Raw genomic sequence first — 16,196 nt, 5'->3', positions numbered from 1 at the left:
CTGGTAGGGGATCGACGACAACAGGTGCGAGATCATGTTGATCCGGGCCCGCTTCTTGTCCTCGGACTCGACCACATTCCAGCGCGCTTCGGGAATGTCGGTGTGCACGAACATCTCGTCCTTGGCGCGGGAATAGTCCTCCCATCGGGTCAGCGACTCGAGATCGGTCGGCGACAGCTTCCAGCGCCGCATGGGATCGGTGAGCCGGGACTTGAACCGCTTCTCCTGCATCTTGTCCGACACAGAGAACCAGTACTTGCGAAGGATGATGCCGTCCTCCATCAGCATCCGCTCGAAGATCGGGCACTGCCGCAGGAAGCGGCGGTGCTGCTCAGTCGTGCAGTACCCCATCACCCGCTCGACACCGGCCCGGTTGTACCAGGACCGGTCGAACAGCTTGATCTGACCGGCCGACGGCAGATGCTGGATGTAGCGCTGGAAGTACCACTCGGACTGCTGTCGTTCGGTCGGTGCCGGCAGCGCAACGATCTGGGCGACGCGGGGGCTGAGGTACTCGGTGATCCGCTTGATCGCGCCACCCTTGCCGGCAGCATCGCGACCTTCGAAGACCACTACCAACCGCTGACCCTCGGCACGCAACCATTCCTGCATCTCCACCAGTTCGGCCTGCAGACGCAGCAGTTCGGCCTCGTAGAGTTCCTTGTCAAGCTTTGGGAGTTTCGCCATGGGCGTATCGTGCCGTATCGGTACCCTTCCCCACCAGCACTCCACCAAATTGAGTTCAGAGTTCCGCGGACCTCCCGTCCCTGAACGGGTGCCGTGAGTTCCGTGGACGGACGCCGTTCGGCGAGGTGTCAGTGTGCGTGCGGCAGCTCATCGCTCGGCTCCGGGGTGCGCAGGAAGCCGGTGGCAACGATCGCCAGCACCCACACCGCACCGGCCCCCAGGAAGGCCAGATGCGAGCCGTCGAGCAGGCTGACCTCCGCGCTGACGCCAGCCGCCAGCTGAGCCTGGGACTGCGAGGCGAAGACGGTGACGAAGACAGCCGTGCCGAGCGCGCCGGCCAGCTGCTGCACGGTTCCTACTATCGCCGAGCCGTGGGTGTACAGCTTCTTGGGCAACGAGCCGAGGGCTATGGTGAACAGCGGCGTGAACATGAAGGCGAACGAGGCGCTCATCGCCATATGGCAGGCGACCACGAACCACCACGGCGTGTCCGGCTGAATGGTCGACAGCAGCCAGAACACCACGGCCACCACCACCGACGCCGGCAGCATCAGCGGACGCGCCCCGGCCTTGTCGTAGAGGCGTCCGACGATAGGCCCGAGCACGCCCATCAGCACCCCGCCCGGCAGCAGCATCAGCCCGACGGTCAACGCGGGTAGGTGCAGTGCCTGCTGCAGCAGCAGCGGCAGCATGATCACCGTGCCGAACAGCGCCATCATCGCCAGCGCCATCACCACGACGCTGATCGTGAAGGCGCCGTGCCGAAAGGCCCGCAGGTCGAGCAGGGCACGCTCACTGTGCGCCAGCAGCAGCTGCCGCCAGACGAACGCGATCAGGGCGCCGAGACCGACCACGAAGACGCCGACCAGCTCGGCGACGGGAGCCGAGGCGTCCCCGATCAGGCTGAGCCCGTAGACCAAGCCGCCGAAGCCGAGCATGGTGAGCGGGACCGACAACCCGTCCAGCGGGGTCTCCATCGGCTCGTTCACGTTGACGATGCGCAGGCTGCCGATCACCAGCATCAGCAGCCCGATCGGCACCATCAGACCGAACACGCCGCGCCAGCTGGTGAACTGCAGGACGAACCCGGCCAGGGTGGGTCCCAGGGCCGGCGCAACCGAGATCACCATCGAGATGGTGCCCATCATCGCGCCGCGATGGGCGGGCGGAACGAGCTGCATGATCGTGGTCATCAGCAGCGGCATCATGATCGCCGTCCCGCTCGCCTGCACGATCCGTCCGGCAAGCACCAGCGGGAACGCCGGCGCGACGGCACAGAGCAACGTGCCGGCGGTGAACAGGCTCATCGCCAGGATGAACGCGAACCGCGTGGTGATGCGCTCCAGCAGCCAGCCGGTGATCGGAATCACCACGGCCATCGTCAGCATGAACGCGGTGGTCAGCCACTGCACCGTCCGCTCGTCGACCCGCAGGTCGTCCATCACCGACTTCAGCGCCACATTCAGCGCGGTCTCGTTGAGGATCACCACGAACGCGGCGATCAGCAGGATCGTGATCACCGAACGGTCCCGAGAACTCAGCCAATGCTCCTGGTGCACGTGCTCCGTCTCATTCATCCTTCGCCCCCGTCCACAGCCGAGCCACCTTATGCGGCGGCCACGCCGCTGACCAAATCAGCTCCGGCAGGGGATCGGTCAGGATCGGAGAAGCGTCACCCATCGGCCGCTGACTAGCCTGCCGCCATGACCATTGCAGTTTCCCGGTGCTTCGTCGCGATGGACGACGTCGACGCCGCGCTCAGCTTCTACCGTGACCTCCTTGGCCTGGAGGTGCTGAACGACGTCGCCCAGAACGACTTCCGGTGGATCACGGTCGCGGCACCCGGACAGCCCGGCTTCGCCCTCGTGCTCAGCAACTACCTCGCCGATGCCCCGGCGGATGCCGACGCATTGCATGCCCTGCTCACCAAGGGTGCGCTGAGCGCCGCGCACTTCCGCAGTGACGACCTGGACGCCCTGTTCGCCACGCTGGTGGACGCCGGCGTCGAGGTGCTCGAAAAGCCCACCGACCAGTTCTGGGGCGTCCGCGACTGCGCCGTCCGCGACCCCTCCGGGAACGTAATCAGGATCGACCAGGCCTGACGCTGCAGAGCCGGTCGAGTTCGGCACGCAGCTTCGCCCGCGCTCGTTCCTCACCGCGGACGCCCGCCGCGGTGTGACAGATCGGGCCGCCGAGGCGTTCGGACAGCCGCCGCCGGCGCAGTTCGGCCCAGGCGGCCAGCACCGCCTCGGCCGGAGCAGTCAGCTGGGGCAGCGGCCACCGGGTCAGAAGAGACTGATCAGCCATATCGCCAGCCCCGCGCACGCACAGGCGAACAGCACGCTCACGAAGGTGCCGATGATGAACCGTTCGGCCGCCCCGGTGCTGCTCGCCTTCAGTTCGGGGTAGCGGGCGAAGCCTTTGAGCACCATCGCGACCGCCATGCCCTCGGGAAACCCGGCGACCAGCGCGGCGAACACCGCCAATCGCTCCAACATGCCGATCCATTGGCCGCCGCGCAGGGCGGTGGCCGCCTGGGTCAACGCTGGGACCGGCTGCTGGGCCGCCTCGTCGCCACCGAGCTCGGTGGCGCGCGACCGCTCGGCCAGCCGGAACACGGCGGTCACCACCCGGCCGCCGGCAAGCACCGCCAGTGCCGCGAGGGCCACGACGATCGCCGCCTTCGCCACCCCGAGCCCTATCGTCACCGGGTCACCCCCATCGCCTCGGCGAGCAGCGACGCGGCCAGGCCGGCCCCCATCCGCGACTCGGCCCGCGCCGCGCGCGCGGCCCGCTGCGATACCGCCGACGGGCTGATCCCGAGCCGGCCGGCCGCGGTCTTCCCGCTGCCGGCGTCGTCCAGGACGTCCATGACCTCCCACCCCTCTCGTGTCCGACGGCTGACCAGCGCCCGCAGCATCACCAGAGCCGCCTCGGCACGCTGCGCGACAATGTCACGGTAGGGATCGGCACTGACAGTTTCGGACGCGATCAGCCGCAGGTTGGCGGGCGCGTTCCGGGCCTCCTCCACCGCCGTCCGGGCCGCCAGGTAGGCCGGGCCGCGGGCTTCGCGAGTGGACGCGGGCAACGGCAGATCGACGGCGCCGAGACCGATCCCGATGTGCCAGTCGGAGAGCCGGCTGAGGGTGAGCACCACATCGACCACAGCTGCCGGATCGGCGGTGAGGGCTTGCAGCTCGTCGCCGATGGTGCGCTCGAACGGCAGCGCCAGCCGGTCACCCACGGCGACCGCGAGCGCCGCCAAGGCGCCCGGCACCCGGTCGGCCGACCGCCGGCTGTTGCGCTGATCTGCGGTGAGCACCGCCCACGTCGTTAAGCGATCACCCTTCATCTGCATAGTTTCAGTGTGCAACCTCAATCTTGTCATGTCCAGGCGTCCGGTCCTCTACCCAAAAGGGTCGACTCGCCCGATCGGAGCCCGTCGTCGAGACCGCTCCAGAAAACCCGCGCCTACAGTGGAAGAGGCACAACTGCCCCAAGACAAGGAGCGACACCATGGGTTTCATCGGGTGGATCATCCTCGGCGGGATCGCCGGGTGGATCGCCAGCAAGATCATGAAGACCGACGCCCAGATGGGCATCGTCCTGAACATCGTCGTAGGCATCGTCGGCGGCATGCTGGGCGGCTGGATTCTCGGACTCTTCGGCGTGCAGGGCGGCGGCGGCTTCATCGCCAGCATGCTGACCGCGATCGGCGGCTCGGTGGTGCTGCTGTGGCTGGTCGGGTTGGTCACCGGACGCCGCCGCTGATCCACGCGCGAAGGCCGGCAACCTCGTGGTTGCCGGCCTTCTGCTGTGCCTGGGGGAGCGGCTCAGCCGGCCTTGAGCGCGTCGGCCAGCATCGGCACCAGCGTGTCCACCACGTACGGCAGGCTCAGCGGCGAGGAGAAGTAGATCGCGCCGGCCAGTTCGCCGCCGGTGTAGACCGAGCGCCCCGTCTTCACCGCAGCCAGGGACGTGAAGCCGGGCACCTTCTCCAGAGCGGCCCGGTCAGTGTCCTTCTCGGTGCCCCAGACCAGCACGTCGGCGGCATTGAGCACACTGATCTTCTCCACCGGAATGTAGGTCTGCTCGCCCTCCTTGATATAGGGGTCGATCTCGGACGGGATCTCGAAGCCGAGATCGGTGAGAAACTCGGTGCTCAACCCCTTCTGGTAGGCGATCAGGCTGCCGTCGTAGACGGCGTTCTGCAGGAAGATCGCCTTCTTGCCGGCGAAGCTCGGATTGGCCGCGGCTGCGTCGACGAATTTCTTCCGTACCGCAGCTGTGAGCTGTTCGCCTTCGGTGACCTTCCCGACGGCCTGGGCGATCATCGCCAGCATCTCGTGCCACGGCGAGAACCACATGGCGTCGGCCCGGGCATGAGCGATGGTCGGCGCGATCTTCGACAGTTTGGTGTAGTCGGCCTGTTCCATGCCGGCGTTCGGGCCGACGAGCAGGTCGGGTTTGAGCTTGGCGATCTCGAGGAACTGGAACCCGTCGTAGTTCTTCAGCACCTTCGGCTGTGCAGAGCCGAGCGCTGCCCGTGCCCACGGCCAAGTGGCGTAGGGCTGGTCGCCGTACCAGTCGGTCACGCCGATCGGGACGACGCCCAGGGCCAGCAGGAAGTCGTGCTCAGTGACACCCACCGAGACGACCTTCGTCGGCTGGGCCGGCACCACCGTCTCACCGAAGGCGTGCTTGATCGTGGTCGGGAAGTCGGCGGTCGTCGCGCTCGGGCTCGCCGTCGGCGACGCGGAGGTCGCCGCCGGCGCTCCGGAGGCGCAGCCGGCGAGGCCCGCTCCGGCGACGCCGAGCGCCGCCATACCGAGCGTGCGGCGGCTCAGCCCGCGGTCCCAGATCGATCCGTCGTCACCCATTGCTCCACCCTTCGTCGTCCGACCGGTCCGGCGTCCGGCGACGCCGGACACACTAGTCCGACACACTAGTCGGACTTAGGTAAGGCAATCCAAACTTTCTCGTACTGTAGGCGCGTGCCCGCGCCGACCAGGTCTCCTGCTGCCGTTACGGCGTCGGGACGCGTCCGCGGCACCACGCTGTCGAGAACGACCGTGGCGCTCGCCCTCACCGCGCTGGTCCTCGCCTGCCTGGCCAGCCTGGCGGTCGGCGCCAATCCGCTCAGTCCGGCCCAGGTCTGGGCAGGACTGACGGGCAACGAGCAGGAGGCGATCGACGTGGTCCGCGGCGGACGGCTGCCGCGCACCGTGCTCGGCCTGCTGATCGGTGCCGCGCTGGGAGCCGCCGGCGCGGTGATGCAGTCGATCACCCGCAACCCGCTGGCCGACCCGCAGCTGTTGGGGGTGAACGGTGGTGCGGCCGCCGCGGTGGTCACCGCGATCAGCGTCTTCAAGATCACCCATCCCGGCGGCTACGTCTGGTTCGCCCTGATCGGGGCCGGGTGCGCAGCCGTGCTGGTCTACCTGCTCGGTACCGGACGCCGCAGCGCCAGCAATCCGGTGCGGTTGCTGCTCGCCGGCACCGCGGTGCAGGCCGTCCTGCAGTCGTACGTTGTGGCCACCATGCTGACCGATCCGACCGCCTACTACAGCTTTCGGTACTGGGACATCGGCGCGCTCACCGGACGGGCGCTGGACGAGGTCGCGCCGGTGGTGTGGTTCCTGGTCGCCGGCCTGATCGGCATGGTGCTGCTGGCCCGGCCGCTCAACGCCCTGTCGTTGGGAGATGAGGCCGGACGAGCGCTCGGCGCGAACGTGTTCGGCACCCGTGTCGGCAGCGCCCTGGTGATCGTCGCCTTGTGCGGTTCGGCGACCGCCGCGGTGGGCCCGATCGCGTTCGTCGGCTTGGCCGTTCCCCATCTGGCCCGGCTCACGGTGGGTGTCGACCATCGGACGATGCTGCCGGCGTCCGCGCTGCTGGGCGCGCTGCTGCTGGTGGCGGCCGACGTCGCCGGACGGGTGATCGCCTGGCCGCAGGAGGTCGGGGTCGGCATCGTGACGGCGATCGTCGGCGCGCCGGTGCTGATCTGGCTGGTCCGAGCCCGACGGGTGGGCCGGCTGTGAGCGCCACCACCGGTCTCGACCGCGCGGGCCGGCTGCCCGAGCCGAGCCTGCTGCGGCTCGGGCGCTGGCGGGTTCTGGCGTCCGGACGCGGCGCGCTGGTCACCGTGGCCCTGCTGGTCTGCGCAGTCGGGATCGTCTTCGCCACCCTCGGCAGCGGACCGCTGCCGGTGTCGCCGGCCGAGGTGGTCGACACCGTGCTGCGTCGCACCGACGAATTCGACTTCGTGGTGCTGGACATCGGCCTGCCGCGAGCCTGCGTCGCGCTGCTGGTCGGTGCCGGGCTGGGTGCCGCCGGGGCATTACTGCAAGCCCTGACCCGGAATCCGTTGGGCAGCCCGGACGTCGTCGGTTTCGACTCCGGGGCCGCGGCCGGGGCCCTGGTCGCGTTCCTGGTGATCGGGGTGGGGGAGCGGCAGCAGGCCGCCGGCTTCGCGCTGCTCGGCGGCGGGATCGCCGCCCTGCTGGTCCTTCTGCTGTCCTCCGGCGCCCGTGACGCCGGCTACCGGATCATCCTGATCGGCATCGGTCTGGGCGCCCTGCTGGATTCGGTGTCGGCCTACCTGCTGACCCGCAGCACGGTGCGCGAGTCGATGAACGCGACCCGATGGCTGGTCGGCAGCCTCAACAGCAGCGACTGGTACGACGTGGCGGTGGCCGGACTGGGCCTGCTGGTGCTGCTGCCGGCTGCCGGTGCGCTGGGTCGGCAGTTACGGCTAGTCCTGCTCGGACCCGAGGTGGCGTCCGCCCTCGGGGTCCGGCTGCCGCTGGTCACCGGCGGCACCCTGGCGGTGTCGGTGGGTCTGTCCGCGGTGGCCGTGCTGGCCGCCGGACCGATCTCGTTCGTGGCGCTGGCCGCGCCGCAACTGGCCGGACGCCTGGTCGGCCTGCGGCGGGCGCCGAGCGTGCTGGCGTCCGCGGCGATGGGGGCGGCGCTGCTGACCGCGTCCGATCTGATCGGCTCGCGCGCGTTCGGTGACACCGACCTGCCGGTCGGCGTGGTGACCGGCGGCATCGGCGGTGTGTACCTGGCCTGGCTGTTGTCACGGGAGTGGCGAAGGAGGATGTGATGGAGGCAGAGACGTCCCGGCTGGTCGCCGAGGGACTGGAGTTGCGCTACGACGATCGCGTCGTGCTCGCAGGGCTGGACCTGTCCGTGCCGGACGGCCGGTTCAGCGTCATCGTCGGACCGAACGCTTGCGGAAAGTCGACTCTGCTGCGCGGCTTGTCGCGCATCCTTCGACCGCACGGCGGCCGGGTGCTGCTGGACGGCCGGGCCGTCCACACCATGCCTGCCAAGCAGGTGGCTCGCATCCTCGGCATGCTGCCGCAGTCGGCGACCGCGCCCGAGACCATCACCGTGCTGGACCTGGTCGGCCGTGGCCGCTTCCCGCACCAGAGCCTGTTGCGGCAATGGTCGGACGCCGACCAGCTCGCGGTCGAACAGGCGATGGAGGCTGCCGGCGTGACCGAGCTGGCTGATCGTCCGGTGGACGAGTTGTCCGGGGGGCAGCGGCAGCGCGCCTGGCTGGCGATGGTGCTCGCCCAGCAGACCGAGTTGGTGCTGCTCGACGAGCCGACCACCTTCCTCGACATCAGCCATCAACTGGACGTGCTCGACCTGTGCGCCGAGCTGGTGCACGACGGCTACACGGTCGTGGCGGTGCTGCACGACCTGAATCACGCCTGCCGCTACGCCGATCACCTGATCGCCATGGTCGACGGACGTGTGGTGGCGTCCGGGCCGCCCACGACCGTGGTTACCCCGGAGCTGGTGGCAGAGGTGTTCGGGCTGGCCTGCACGATCATTCCGGATCCGGTGACCGGGACGCCGATGGTGGTCCCGGCCGACCGCTCCCGCCGCAGTCGGGGCGGCTGACCCGATTAGGCCCGATTAGGCCTTCCATCGCGCCCGCGGAAGGGTCTCGATCGCCTCACGGTGGCGACGAACCCGGAGGAATGGTCCCGATCAGCCGGGCAGATATCGCCGCAACCAGCTGTGCAACGGGCCGGTGACGGCGAGCAGGATCATCGGGTAGTAGCTGAGGGCCGGCATCGCGATCGTCGACAGGTACGCCAGAGCGAACAGCACCGAGGCGATGGCGTCGGCCAGAATGCCGCTGCGCAGGCTGTGGCGGGGCATGTCGTGCAGTTCGGGGTGCCGCAGCGCATACCAGCCGAGGCCGGTCATCACCACGCTGGTGGCGAAGAGCGAACCGATGTACAGCGTCTTCTGCACCGGGTCGTTGTGCATCTGTCCCACGATCGCGGTGGCCACCGGCAGCCACACGATGGTGAACATCCACACCACGGTGAGCACCAACAGCCGTCCATCGACCCGATGAACGCGATCGAAGAGCCGATGGTGGCTCAGCCAGAATGCGGCGATCAGCACGAAGCTCAGCGCGAAGCTGAACAGCTGGTCGCCGTTGTCGGCCACCCAGTCGCCGGCATTGCCGCCCTCTTTGGCCACCTCGCTGACGCTCTCCATCAACGGCAGGATCAGCAGGGTCATCGCGATTGCCACCACCGCGTCGGTGAAGGCCTTCAGCCGTTCGGCGGAGGCCAATCGCGCGGTTGGCTGCTGCTCGGGTGCGGGACCGTCCGCGCCCGGTCGCTCTGCGGCGTCCATACCGGCATCCTGCCTCGCCCCAGCGCGCTTCGAAACCCACGGCCACTCACCGGCGCCGCCGGTCAGCGGCGGGGAAGTTCCGCCGGGCCGTAGCGGGCATGCTCAACACCCGTAGTGAAGGCCCAGTAGCGTTCGCCGTAGGACCAGTGCCACCACTCCGTGGGGTAGTTGACCAGGCCGGCGGCGGTGAGCGCTTGGACCAGCACCGAGCGATGGGCGGACGCCTCGCGCGGCACCGCCGCGGCGGTGAAGCAGGCTCCCGAGCTCTCTTCCGGTGTGGCGTCCAGTTCGGAGCCCAGGTCGAGTTCGACGCCGTCCTCGTCACACAAGGTGAGATCGACCGCGCCGCCGGTGCAGTGCGGCGCGACCTCCGGCGGCGCCACCCAACGGCTGGCCAACTGGTACAGCCGCCGTTCGGACAGGCCGGGGTAGTGGCCGAGCAGATCGGCGCGGTAGCCGTTCCAGTAGCGGCGTTGGGCGTCCGGGCTGCGGAACGCCTCGACGATGAGCAGGTCGATTCCGGACGGCAGCGCGGCGGCCGCCGCGCCGAGACGCTCGGCGAGACCGGCCCGTGCGTGGTGCCAGCCGCCGGAGGCGTCCGCCTTGCGAGGGTCGATCCGCAGCCTCGGGATCGAGGTCAGGTCCACCATCGGCTCAGCGGATTCGCGGACGTCGATCGCGACGACCCGCGGATCGCTGATCAGCACGATGCCGGAATGCACCGGGCAAGTCTGGCACGGGTCCGGCCGCCCATCCCCAGCGCGCGCTGCGAACTGCCCACGCCCTCGACGATCAGCAGCGAGCGGGCCGCCGGGACGGTCACCGCACCCGGCCGGTCGTGGCTGATCCAGCCGGGCGGGCGGTACCGGACGGCCTCGCCGCGACGCACCGGTGCGATCACGTTGTCGGCCAGCTCCGACGCCCAGTCGAACAGCGAGTGGTTCCAGGCGATGTCATCGGTGGCGACCACGGAAGCGTTCGGCACCGCGCCGGCCAACTGGCGAGTGAGGGTGGACTTGCTGGCGCCACTGCGTCCATTGACCGCGAGCACCATCGGACGCTCGGCGTCGAGCAGGCCGAGATCGGCCAGCAGGGTGGAGGCGTCCACCGGCTCCCAGTGGTCGATGACAGGCTCGGAGGATCCGTGGGGGAGTTGCACCCTGACATCCTTGCGCGACCCGCCGGCCGTTCGACCGGATGCCCGATGGCCGGGGTGAGCGGGTTCAGCCATCCAGGACTTTGCCCATCACCTGATCGGTGACTGATTGCTTGCCCAGTTTGCGCCAGCCGCAGCCGAGGTAGAGCCTCACGGCCGGGCTCGACGGATCGTCCACGGTGCCCAATCCCCAAGCGAAACCGACCAGACGTTCGGCGTCGTGCGCGGTAGCGAGCCGATAGCCGGCCCGGCTCCGGTGCCGGTCCCATACGGTCGTCCGCCAATCGTGAGCGCAGTCCACGGCGCCGAAGGCGTCCGTCCACACCCGCAGGACATCCTCGCGATATTGCTCAGCCCCGCGGGCGTCATGCAGGTCGATTCGAGTCACGGCCTCATTCTGCCGCCAATGGGCCGTGGTGAGTCACGCACCCGTTTTTGCAGACCAGCTCCGCTATCCCGTGCCGAACCTGCTCATGCCGACGTGCGCGCTACAGTGTGCTACATGGAGACGATCACTCATCGGGAGATGCGCAACCGAAGTGGCGAGATCCTGCGCCGGGTGGACGCCGGCGAGAGCTTCACCGTCACCAACAACGGACGCCCGATGGCCGTCATCGCGCCACCGCCCGTGGGCGATGTCTTGGACGAACTCATTCGGCGAGGGGAGGCCAGGCCGGCAACGTCCGATATTGGCACACTGGACCTGATTCCGTCCGTCACCTTGCCGATCGGCACGCGCGAGCTTCTCGATGACAGTCGCGGTCGGTGGTGACCACGTATCTGGATACGTCGGCCGCCATCAAGCTGCTGGTCACCGAGCCCGAGTCGGCGGCGCTCCGATCAGAACTCATGTCGTCGCCGCGCACACTGGTGTCGTCGATGCTGCTTCACACCGAACTTCATTGCGCGGCGGGGAGAAGACCGGGCCAGATCAGCCCCGCCGCCGTGAACGCCGTGCTGGCGCTGGTGACACTGGTCGACGTGTCCCGCGGCGACCTGATCGCCGCGGGAACGCATGCGCCATTGCGCTCCAACGACGCGATCCACCTTGCGACCGCACTCCGGCTCGGTGCCGACGAGATGCTGACCTACGATCGTGAGTTGGCGGCTGCGGCCGCTGCCGCCGGCGTCTCGATCGCGGCGCCGGCCTGATCGAGAGCCTTGGGGAGGGACGTCCGGTCAATGCCCACGGGGGAGGAATTGGGGGAGCATGCCCGACAAGCCGAAGGCGGAGTTCCCGATCGATGAGCAGGTCATTCGCCGTTTGCTCGTCACGCAGGCCGGGCACATCGCAGATGTCGGAACTCTCCCGCTCTTCCATGTCGAGGACGGATGGGATTGTTCGATCTGGCGGCTGGGTTCCGATTACGCGGTGCGATTGCCTCGGTGGAAGTGCCGCCGCATCCCTCATCGAGAACGAGCAGCGGCACCTTCCCGTGATCGCCGAATGGATGGTGCCGGTTCAGATTCCCGTGCCGGTGGTCGCCGGTTCTCCCGATCAGGACTTTCCCTGGCCGTGGTCGGTTGTCCCGTGGTTTGCCGGGGATGCCGGGCTGAAGGTCGCTCGCGCCGTCCGCTCAGATTGGGCGGAGCCGCTGGCGACGTGTCTGGGAAGGCTGCATGCCACCGCACCAAATGAGTTTCCCGCAAACCCCTATCTGGGCGTGCCGCTGACCGCGCGTCATTCGTCTCTCGCTGAGCGTCTGGTGCGGGCCAAGGCAGACATGCCAGCACCGGTCGTTCGCAGACTCGAGGAGGTGTGGGGCAGAGGGCTTGCCGCCGAGCCGTGGCGCGGGCGTCCGATATGGATCCACGGCGACCTGCATCCTGGCAATATCCTCGCTGACCACGGACGCCTGGTGGCGATCATCGACTTCGGCGACGTGACCGACGGTGACCCCGCATATGACCTCGCCATTGCCTGGCTGGCATTCGACACGTGTGGACGTGCAGCATTCGGCGACGCCACGAATGGCGCCTATGATCAGGCGACCTGGGACCGCGCCCATGCCTAGGGAAGCGGTTCCCTAGGCCGCCGCGATGACGGTGATCTCTCCAGCAGAGCGACGACAATCCGGCGTACTACGCGCTCGGCGCGGAATGCCTCGACGAACTCTGACCTGCTCCGAGCCCGGCTACCAGCGGACCGGTTCCCGGTGGCGGTGAGCGGCAGCCGCCTTCTCGACGAGTTCGGCGAGAGGCACGGTGCGGCGGTTTCTGTCGGCGCCGTCTGTCACCTGCACCAGGCCTGCGCTCGCCTCCCGGTCGCCGATGACGGCGATCAGGGACGCCCGCTGCCGGCGTGCGTCCCTGATCCGCGCACCGAGGCTGCCGTCGAGCTGGAGCTCGGCTCGAAGCCGGCGAGCCCGAAGGGCGTCGATCGCGGCGCGCGCGGCGACATCGTGCGCCTCACTCACCGGCAGGACGGCGATCTGCACCGGCGCCAGCCACAGCGGGAGCCGACCCTGGTAGCGCTCCAGGAGGGAGGCCACCACGCGCTCCATTGCTCCTACGGTGCCGCGGTGGATCATCACCACGCGCTGTGACGAGCCGTCCGCAGCCTGAAAGGTCAGGTCGAACCGTTCCGGTTGGTTGAAGTCGAGTTGGACGGTCGCGATGGTCTCCTCGTGGCCTCTGCCGCCGTGCACCTGCAGGTCAAGTTTCGGGCCATAGAAGGCGGCTTCGCCGAGAGCCTCGACCAGCGGAATCTCCTCGACCGCCAGCACACCGAGCGCGGCGTCACGCAAAGCCTGCTGACTGGCCTGCCATTGTTCGTCTGACCCGAGCCAGGAACTGCTGTCGTCGCGCAGGGACAAGCGCACATAATCGATCGGCAGACCCAAGATGCGCTGAGCACGTAACGCTGCGCGCAGAGCGCGCGCCACCTCGTCGGCAATCTGGTCCGGACGGCAGAACACGTGGGTGTCGTCCAGGTTGATCTGGCGCACCCGTTGCAGCCCGGAGATGACGCCGGAACGCTCGGCTCGAAACATGGGAGCAAGCTCGTTGAGCCGAATCGGAAGTTCTCGATAGGAGTGCTGGGCTGCCGAATAGACCAGAGCGTGATGCGGACAGTTCGCTGGCCGCAGGACCAGCTCGTCGTCACCGAGTCTCATCGGTGGAAACATGTCCGGGGAGAATTTCGCCCAGTGGCCGGAACGTTCGAACAGCGCTCGCTTGCCGAGGACCGGGGTGTAGACATCGACACAGCCGTCCTCGTGGGCGATGTCTTTCGCGAGACGCTGAAGCTCGTCCCGAATTGCGGCGCCGGCGGGCAGCCAGAGTGGCAGCCCGGATCCCGCCAGCGGGTCGGTGGCGAAGACGTCCAGATCGCGATTCACGTCGCGATGGTCCAGTGCGTCGGCAATCCGATCGCTCATGGTGTCGTTCCCTTCATGATCAGGCCCTGCGTACGAACCGGAACCTGGTGAAGAAACGACAAGGCCCCGGATCGCTCCGGGGCCGATGGATTCTGTCTGTCAGGACAGCACGGTGGCGCCGGAGTGCTCCGGCGTCGTGGTCACCTGACAGTTGTGCATGCGGTCAGTGTAGGGCATCGGCTCTTCAGGGCTGGAATTCAAGCCTGGCTACGGCTTTAATCCAGGCTTACAATGGGACGCATGCAGACCCTTCCGATCTCGAAGGTCAAGGACAAGCTCAACGAGTTCGTCGATGCTGTGGCGCTGACCCGCGAGCAGATCACCATCACCAAGAACGGCTCGCCAGCGGCCGTGCTCATCGGCGCCGACGAGTGGGAGTCGTTGCAAGAGACCCTCTTCTGGCTCTCCCAACCCGGCGTCCTGGACGACGTGGTCAAGGCGCGAGAAGAACTGGAGGCCGGCACCACATCGGGCGAGGCCGCGATCCGTGCCGAGTTCGGCGTTCCACAACGGACGGCCCGTTGAGCGACACAGGGGGAGCGGAGGGGTATCGAGTCGAATTCGCAGGTACCGCACGCCGCGACCTGCGGAGTGTCCCGCCGCGCGGCGTGCCGGCAATCATCGAGTTCGTCTACGGTGACCTCGCGCGCCAGCCGCGGCGGGTCGGCAAGCCACTGCAACGAGAACTCGAAGGACTGTGGGGCGCTCGACGAGGGCCGTACCGGATCATTTACGAGATCCACGACGATCGGCTCCTTATCCTCGTGATCCACGTCGCACACCGCGGCGACGCCTACCGCCCTCGATGAGAAGGGTGTTGGCGACACCCTCGCCCATGCAGGACGTCTCCGCGTTGATGCTGCCAGCGGCGCTCGGGGTGCCGGTGTGCCAGCAATATCCGCTCCTCACGCAGGTTGAGCCAGGAGGCGTGGACCGGAGAGAGCGTGGATCATCCATCTTATGACATAATGTTGCTTATCGGACATATTTGGCTGAGCCGGCTCTAGTGGCATCAACTTCGGCGCGGACGCGTTACTCGGGTGCCGAGCGACGACTATGTTGAGCTTGTGATCCGCGAGGCGCTGCCTGAAGACTTCGGGGCAGTGATGCGTCTGTACCGGCAGCTACATCCCGCCGATCCCATCCTTGATGACGGCCGCGATCGCGACACATTCAACGCAATCCTGGACGCATCCGGCCTGACCATGCTCGTGCTGGAACTGGGTGACCTTGTGGTGGCCACGACCTACCTGAACGTCATCCCCAACGTCACGCGGAGCGCTTCGCCTTACGCGGTTATCGAGAACGTCGTTGTCGATGAGACTATGCGCGGCACGGGACTTGGGAAGCAGATCATGGCGGCGACGCTCCAGGCGGCGTGGGATGCGGGGTGCTACAAGGCGATGCTCCTGACGGGCTCCACGAACCCGGCTACCCACGCCTTCTACCGCCGGTGCGGTTTCTCGTCCGATGTGAAGACCGCTTACATCGCTCGTCCAAGCCAGCCGGACCGATCGGTCAGCGATACGCGTCCGATCGATGAACGACGCCCACCACCGTGACGCGACGACTCTGTTCGTCAATCCGGTAGATCACCCGATAGGTGCCACGTCTGGCACTGTGTCGATCGTCCAGCGGCGGACGAAGCCGCTTCCCGACACGCTGTGGATTGTCGAGCAGCGGGCCGACGATGAAGTCGTATGCGGCGAACGCCACCGACTGCGGCAGGACCTCAGCAAGCTGGCGGCGCGCAGTGGGCGAGATCACCAGGTCGTACCGTGTAGAGGTCATCCGGCTACCCTGCGTGCCTGCATCGCGGCCGCCAGATCTGCTTCGGACTCTCCCTCCCCCCGGGCGAGTTCGGCGTCGGAGGCTGCGAGCTGTCGGACGGCCTCCGTGTCAGCCAACACGGCGATGGTCTCCTCCAGTGCCTCAAGGTCGTCCGGAGAGATCAGCACCGCCGACGGCCTGCCATGCACCGTCACGACGACTCGATCGTGGTGCCGGCCGACTCGACCGACGAGATCGGAGAGATGGGCCTTCGTCTCGGCGAGCGGCAGAGTCTCAGTCATGGTCATAATTATGACCAGAAGGTGCGAGAAACGGTAGGTGGCCGCCCATCGATCACTTCTGTCTTGCCGTAATTCACCGATCCGGCCCCGAGCGGGCCGATGCCGCTGACTCGAAGAGAAGCCGTGTGAGGGGTCAGGCGGCTTCGGCGGGTTTGAGGGTGACGTTGTAGCCGAGCGCTTCCAACTGTCGGATGGCGTGATTCTTGGATCGTTCCGGGCTTCGTTTCGTGT

24 protein-coding genes are annotated in these 16,196 nt (G+C 67.8%); 11 read left to right on the top strand and 13 right to left on the bottom strand.

Translation table 11 applies throughout. From position 1 onward, the window contains the following. Together ppk2 and QM619_RS00460 are read right to left on the bottom strand one after the other, a co-directional pair. Positions 1-687: polyphosphate kinase 2 (ppk2, locus tag QM619_RS00465; RefSeq protein WP_415103191.1), on the bottom strand; the 687-nt coding region annotated here is incomplete at its 3' end. A gap of 128 nt (positions 688-815) precedes the next feature. After that, positions 816-2,264, bottom strand: a complete 1,449-nt coding sequence (locus tag QM619_RS00460; protein ID WP_415103188.1) for an MDR family MFS transporter — start codon at positions 2,262-2,264, stop codon at positions 816-818. Between the two features lie 126 nt (positions 2,265-2,390). On the opposite strand from QM619_RS00460, the gene QM619_RS00455 reads away from it, so the two are divergent. Next, positions 2,391-2,789 (top strand): VOC family protein, encoded by a 399-nt coding sequence (locus tag QM619_RS00455; protein ID WP_415103186.1) that lies wholly within the window; start codon positions 2,391-2,393, stop codon positions 2,787-2,789. Here QM619_RS00455 and QM619_RS00450 read toward each other — a convergent pair. From QM619_RS00450 to QM619_RS00440, 3 genes are read right to left on the bottom strand one after another with little or no spacing between them, the layout of a single operon-like run. Then, positions 2,770-2,994, bottom strand: a complete 225-nt coding sequence (locus QM619_RS00450) for a hypothetical protein (RefSeq protein WP_415103184.1) — start codon at positions 2,992-2,994, stop codon at positions 2,770-2,772. The genes QM619_RS00455 and QM619_RS00450 overlap by 20 nt on opposite strands. Beyond that, on the bottom strand, positions 2,973-3,395 hold the full coding sequence (locus tag QM619_RS00445; protein ID WP_415103182.1) for a hypothetical protein: 423 nt from the start codon (positions 3,393-3,395) through the stop codon (positions 2,973-2,975). The genes QM619_RS00450 and QM619_RS00445 overlap by 22 nt, the downstream gene beginning before the upstream one ends. Further along, positions 3,392-4,039 carry a hypothetical protein gene (locus QM619_RS00440; RefSeq protein WP_415103180.1) on the bottom strand — a complete coding sequence of 216 codons (648 nt, stop codon included), beginning with the start codon at positions 4,037-4,039 and terminating at the stop codon, positions 3,392-3,394. The genes QM619_RS00445 and QM619_RS00440 overlap by 4 nt, the downstream gene beginning before the upstream one ends. Before the next feature lie 164 nt (positions 4,040-4,203). On the opposite strand from QM619_RS00440, the gene QM619_RS00435 reads away from it, so the two are divergent. Then, entirely contained in the window at positions 4,204-4,458 is a 255-nt protein-coding gene (locus tag QM619_RS00435; protein WP_415103178.1) for a GlsB/YeaQ/YmgE family stress response membrane protein, read from the top strand. A gap of 62 nt (positions 4,459-4,520) precedes the next feature. Here the strand turns inward: QM619_RS00435 and QM619_RS00430 are convergent, their stop codons facing one another. Beyond that, positions 4,521-5,567, bottom strand: a complete 1,047-nt coding sequence (locus tag QM619_RS00430; protein ID WP_415103176.1) for an ABC transporter substrate-binding protein — start codon at positions 5,565-5,567, stop codon at positions 4,521-4,523. A gap of 114 nt (positions 5,568-5,681) precedes the next feature. On the opposite strand from QM619_RS00430, the gene QM619_RS00425 reads away from it, so the two are divergent. The 3 genes from QM619_RS00425 to QM619_RS00415 are packed head-to-tail and all read left to right on the top strand — an operon-like array spanning position 5,682 to position 8,604. Continuing rightward, on the top strand, positions 5,682-6,728 hold the full coding sequence (locus QM619_RS00425) for a FecCD family ABC transporter permease (RefSeq protein ID WP_415103174.1): 1,047 nt from the start codon (positions 5,682-5,684) through the stop codon (positions 6,726-6,728). After that, positions 6,725-7,795: a FecCD family ABC transporter permease gene (locus tag QM619_RS00420; RefSeq protein WP_415103172.1), complete on the top strand. Its 1,071-nt coding sequence runs from the start codon at positions 6,725-6,727 to the stop codon at positions 7,793-7,795. Before QM619_RS00425 ends, QM619_RS00420 begins: the two co-directional genes overlap by 4 nt. Continuing rightward, the gene (locus QM619_RS00415; protein WP_415103170.1) at positions 7,795-8,604 is read left to right on the top strand and encodes an ABC transporter ATP-binding protein; all 810 of its coding nucleotides are present in this window, start codon (positions 7,795-7,797) and stop codon (positions 8,602-8,604) included. The genes QM619_RS00420 and QM619_RS00415 overlap by 1 nt, the downstream gene beginning before the upstream one ends. A gap of 90 nt (positions 8,605-8,694) precedes the next feature. Here QM619_RS00415 and QM619_RS00410 read toward each other — a convergent pair whose 3' ends face one another. From QM619_RS00410 to QM619_RS00395, 4 genes are all read right to left on the bottom strand, one after another. Then, positions 8,695-9,357, bottom strand: a complete 663-nt coding sequence (locus QM619_RS00410) for a TMEM175 family protein (protein ID WP_415103168.1) — start codon at positions 9,355-9,357, stop codon at positions 8,695-8,697. A 62-nt stretch (positions 9,358-9,419) separates the two neighbouring features. Continuing rightward, a complete protein-coding gene (locus QM619_RS00405; protein WP_415103166.1) occupies positions 9,420-10,079 on the bottom strand; it encodes a M15 family metallopeptidase in 660 nt (219 codons plus the stop codon). Next, entirely contained in the window at positions 10,058-10,516 is a 459-nt protein-coding gene (locus QM619_RS00400) for a hypothetical protein (RefSeq protein WP_415103164.1), read from the bottom strand. Before QM619_RS00400 ends, QM619_RS00405 begins: the two co-directional genes overlap by 22 nt. Positions 10,517-10,580: 64 nt before the next feature. Beyond that, entirely contained in the window at positions 10,581-10,901 is a 321-nt protein-coding gene (locus tag QM619_RS00395) for a hypothetical protein (RefSeq protein ID WP_415103162.1), read from the bottom strand. A gap of 114 nt (positions 10,902-11,015) precedes the next feature. On the opposite strand from QM619_RS00395, the gene QM619_RS00390 reads away from it, so the two are divergent. The 3 genes from QM619_RS00390 to QM619_RS00380 all read left to right on the top strand — a co-directional run bounded on the left by QM619_RS00390 (position 11,016) and on the right by QM619_RS00380 (position 12,528). Then, on the top strand, positions 11,016-11,285 hold the full coding sequence (locus QM619_RS00390; protein WP_415103160.1) for a type II toxin-antitoxin system Phd/YefM family antitoxin: 270 nt from the start codon (positions 11,016-11,018) through the stop codon (positions 11,283-11,285). Then, positions 11,282-11,665 (top strand): type II toxin-antitoxin system VapC family toxin, encoded by a 384-nt coding sequence (locus QM619_RS00385; protein WP_415103158.1) that lies wholly within the window; start codon positions 11,282-11,284, stop codon positions 11,663-11,665. The genes QM619_RS00390 and QM619_RS00385 overlap by 4 nt, the downstream gene beginning before the upstream one ends. A 92-nt stretch (positions 11,666-11,757) precedes the next feature. Then, positions 11,758-12,528: a phosphotransferase gene (locus tag QM619_RS00380; protein WP_415103156.1), complete on the top strand. Its 771-nt coding sequence runs from the start codon at positions 11,758-11,760 to the stop codon at positions 12,526-12,528. Positions 12,529-12,648: 120 nt separating this feature from the next. Here QM619_RS00380 and thrS read toward each other — a convergent pair whose 3' ends face one another. Continuing rightward, positions 12,649-13,893, bottom strand: coding sequence for a threonine--tRNA ligase (thrS, locus tag QM619_RS00375; RefSeq protein WP_415103154.1), 1,245 nt, complete (start codon positions 13,891-13,893; stop codon positions 12,649-12,651). Positions 13,894-14,133: 240 nt separating this feature from the next. Between thrS and QM619_RS00370 the strand changes: the two genes are divergently transcribed. The 3 genes from QM619_RS00370 (at position 14,134) to QM619_RS00360 (ending at position 15,455) form a co-directional block, all read left to right on the top strand. Beyond that, complete coding sequence (locus QM619_RS00370; RefSeq protein ID WP_415103152.1) at positions 14,134-14,418, top strand: type II toxin-antitoxin system Phd/YefM family antitoxin; 285 nt, start codon at positions 14,134-14,136, stop codon at positions 14,416-14,418. Continuing rightward, positions 14,415-14,702: a type II toxin-antitoxin system RelE family toxin gene (locus tag QM619_RS00365; protein WP_415103150.1), complete on the top strand. Its 288-nt coding sequence runs from the start codon at positions 14,415-14,417 to the stop codon at positions 14,700-14,702. Before QM619_RS00370 ends, QM619_RS00365 begins: the two co-directional genes overlap by 4 nt. A gap of 231 nt (positions 14,703-14,933) precedes the next feature. Next, a complete protein-coding gene (locus tag QM619_RS00360; RefSeq protein WP_415103148.1) occupies positions 14,934-15,455 on the top strand; it encodes a GNAT family N-acetyltransferase in 522 nt (173 codons plus the stop codon). Here QM619_RS00360 and QM619_RS00355 read toward each other — a convergent pair. After that, positions 15,412-15,660, bottom strand: a complete 249-nt coding sequence (locus QM619_RS00355) for a type II toxin-antitoxin system RelE family toxin (protein ID WP_415103146.1) — start codon at positions 15,658-15,660, stop codon at positions 15,412-15,414. The genes QM619_RS00360 and QM619_RS00355 overlap by 44 nt on opposite strands. Before the next feature lie 20 nt (positions 15,661-15,680). Next, complete coding sequence (locus QM619_RS00350; RefSeq protein ID WP_415103145.1) at positions 15,681-15,965, bottom strand: type II toxin-antitoxin system Phd/YefM family antitoxin; 285 nt, start codon at positions 15,963-15,965, stop codon at positions 15,681-15,683. Between the last annotated feature and the right edge of the window lie 231 nt (positions 15,966-16,196).

Source organism: Micropruina sp., from assembly GCF_047606665.1.
In the GTDB taxonomy this organism is placed as follows: domain Bacteria; phylum Actinomycetota; class Actinomycetes; order Propionibacteriales; family Propionibacteriaceae; genus Micropruina.
Note: the sequence above shows the minus strand (reverse complement) of the source record. Positions and strands in the feature narration are given on the sequence as shown.

What these genes read in the sequence shown, in the direction of transcription:
- QM619_RS00460 (WP_415103188.1), bottom strand. Translation starts at nt 2,264, where the DNA reads ATGAATGAGACGGAGCACGTGCACCAGGAGCATTGGCTGAGTTCTCGG.
- QM619_RS00350 (WP_415103145.1), bottom strand. Translation starts at nt 15,965, where the DNA reads ATGACTGAGACTCTGCCGCTCGCCGAGACGAAGGCCCATCTCTCCGAT.
- QM619_RS00390 (WP_415103160.1), top strand. Translation starts at nt 11,016, where the DNA reads ATGGAGACGATCACTCATCGGGAGATGCGCAACCGAAGTGGCGAGATC.
- QM619_RS00370 (WP_415103152.1), top strand. Translation starts at nt 14,134, where the DNA reads ATGCAGACCCTTCCGATCTCGAAGGTCAAGGACAAGCTCAACGAGTTC.
- QM619_RS00380 (WP_415103156.1), top strand. Translation starts at nt 11,758, where the DNA reads ATGAGCAGGTCATTCGCCGTTTGCTCGTCACGCAGGCCGGGCACATCG.
- QM619_RS00430 (WP_415103176.1), bottom strand. Translation starts at nt 5,567, where the DNA reads ATGGGTGACGACGGATCGATCTGGGACCGCGGGCTGAGCCGCCGCACG.
- QM619_RS00440 (WP_415103180.1), bottom strand. Translation starts at nt 4,039, where the DNA reads ATGAAGGGTGATCGCTTAACGACGTGGGCGGTGCTCACCGCAGATCAG.
- QM619_RS00415 (WP_415103170.1), top strand. Translation starts at nt 7,795, where the DNA reads ATGGAGGCAGAGACGTCCCGGCTGGTCGCCGAGGGACTGGAGTTGCGC.
- thrS (WP_415103154.1), bottom strand. Translation starts at nt 13,893, where the DNA reads ATGAGCGATCGGATTGCCGACGCACTGGACCATCGCGACGTGAATCGC.
- QM619_RS00410 (WP_415103168.1), bottom strand. Translation starts at nt 9,357, where the DNA reads ATGGACGCCGCAGAGCGACCGGGCGCGGACGGTCCCGCACCCGAGCAG.
- QM619_RS00435 (WP_415103178.1), top strand. Translation starts at nt 4,204, where the DNA reads ATGGGTTTCATCGGGTGGATCATCCTCGGCGGGATCGCCGGGTGGATC.
- QM619_RS00455 (WP_415103186.1), top strand. Translation starts at nt 2,391, where the DNA reads ATGACCATTGCAGTTTCCCGGTGCTTCGTCGCGATGGACGACGTCGAC.
- QM619_RS00450 (WP_415103184.1), bottom strand. Translation starts at nt 2,994, where the DNA reads ATGGCTGATCAGTCTCTTCTGACCCGGTGGCCGCTGCCCCAGCTGACT.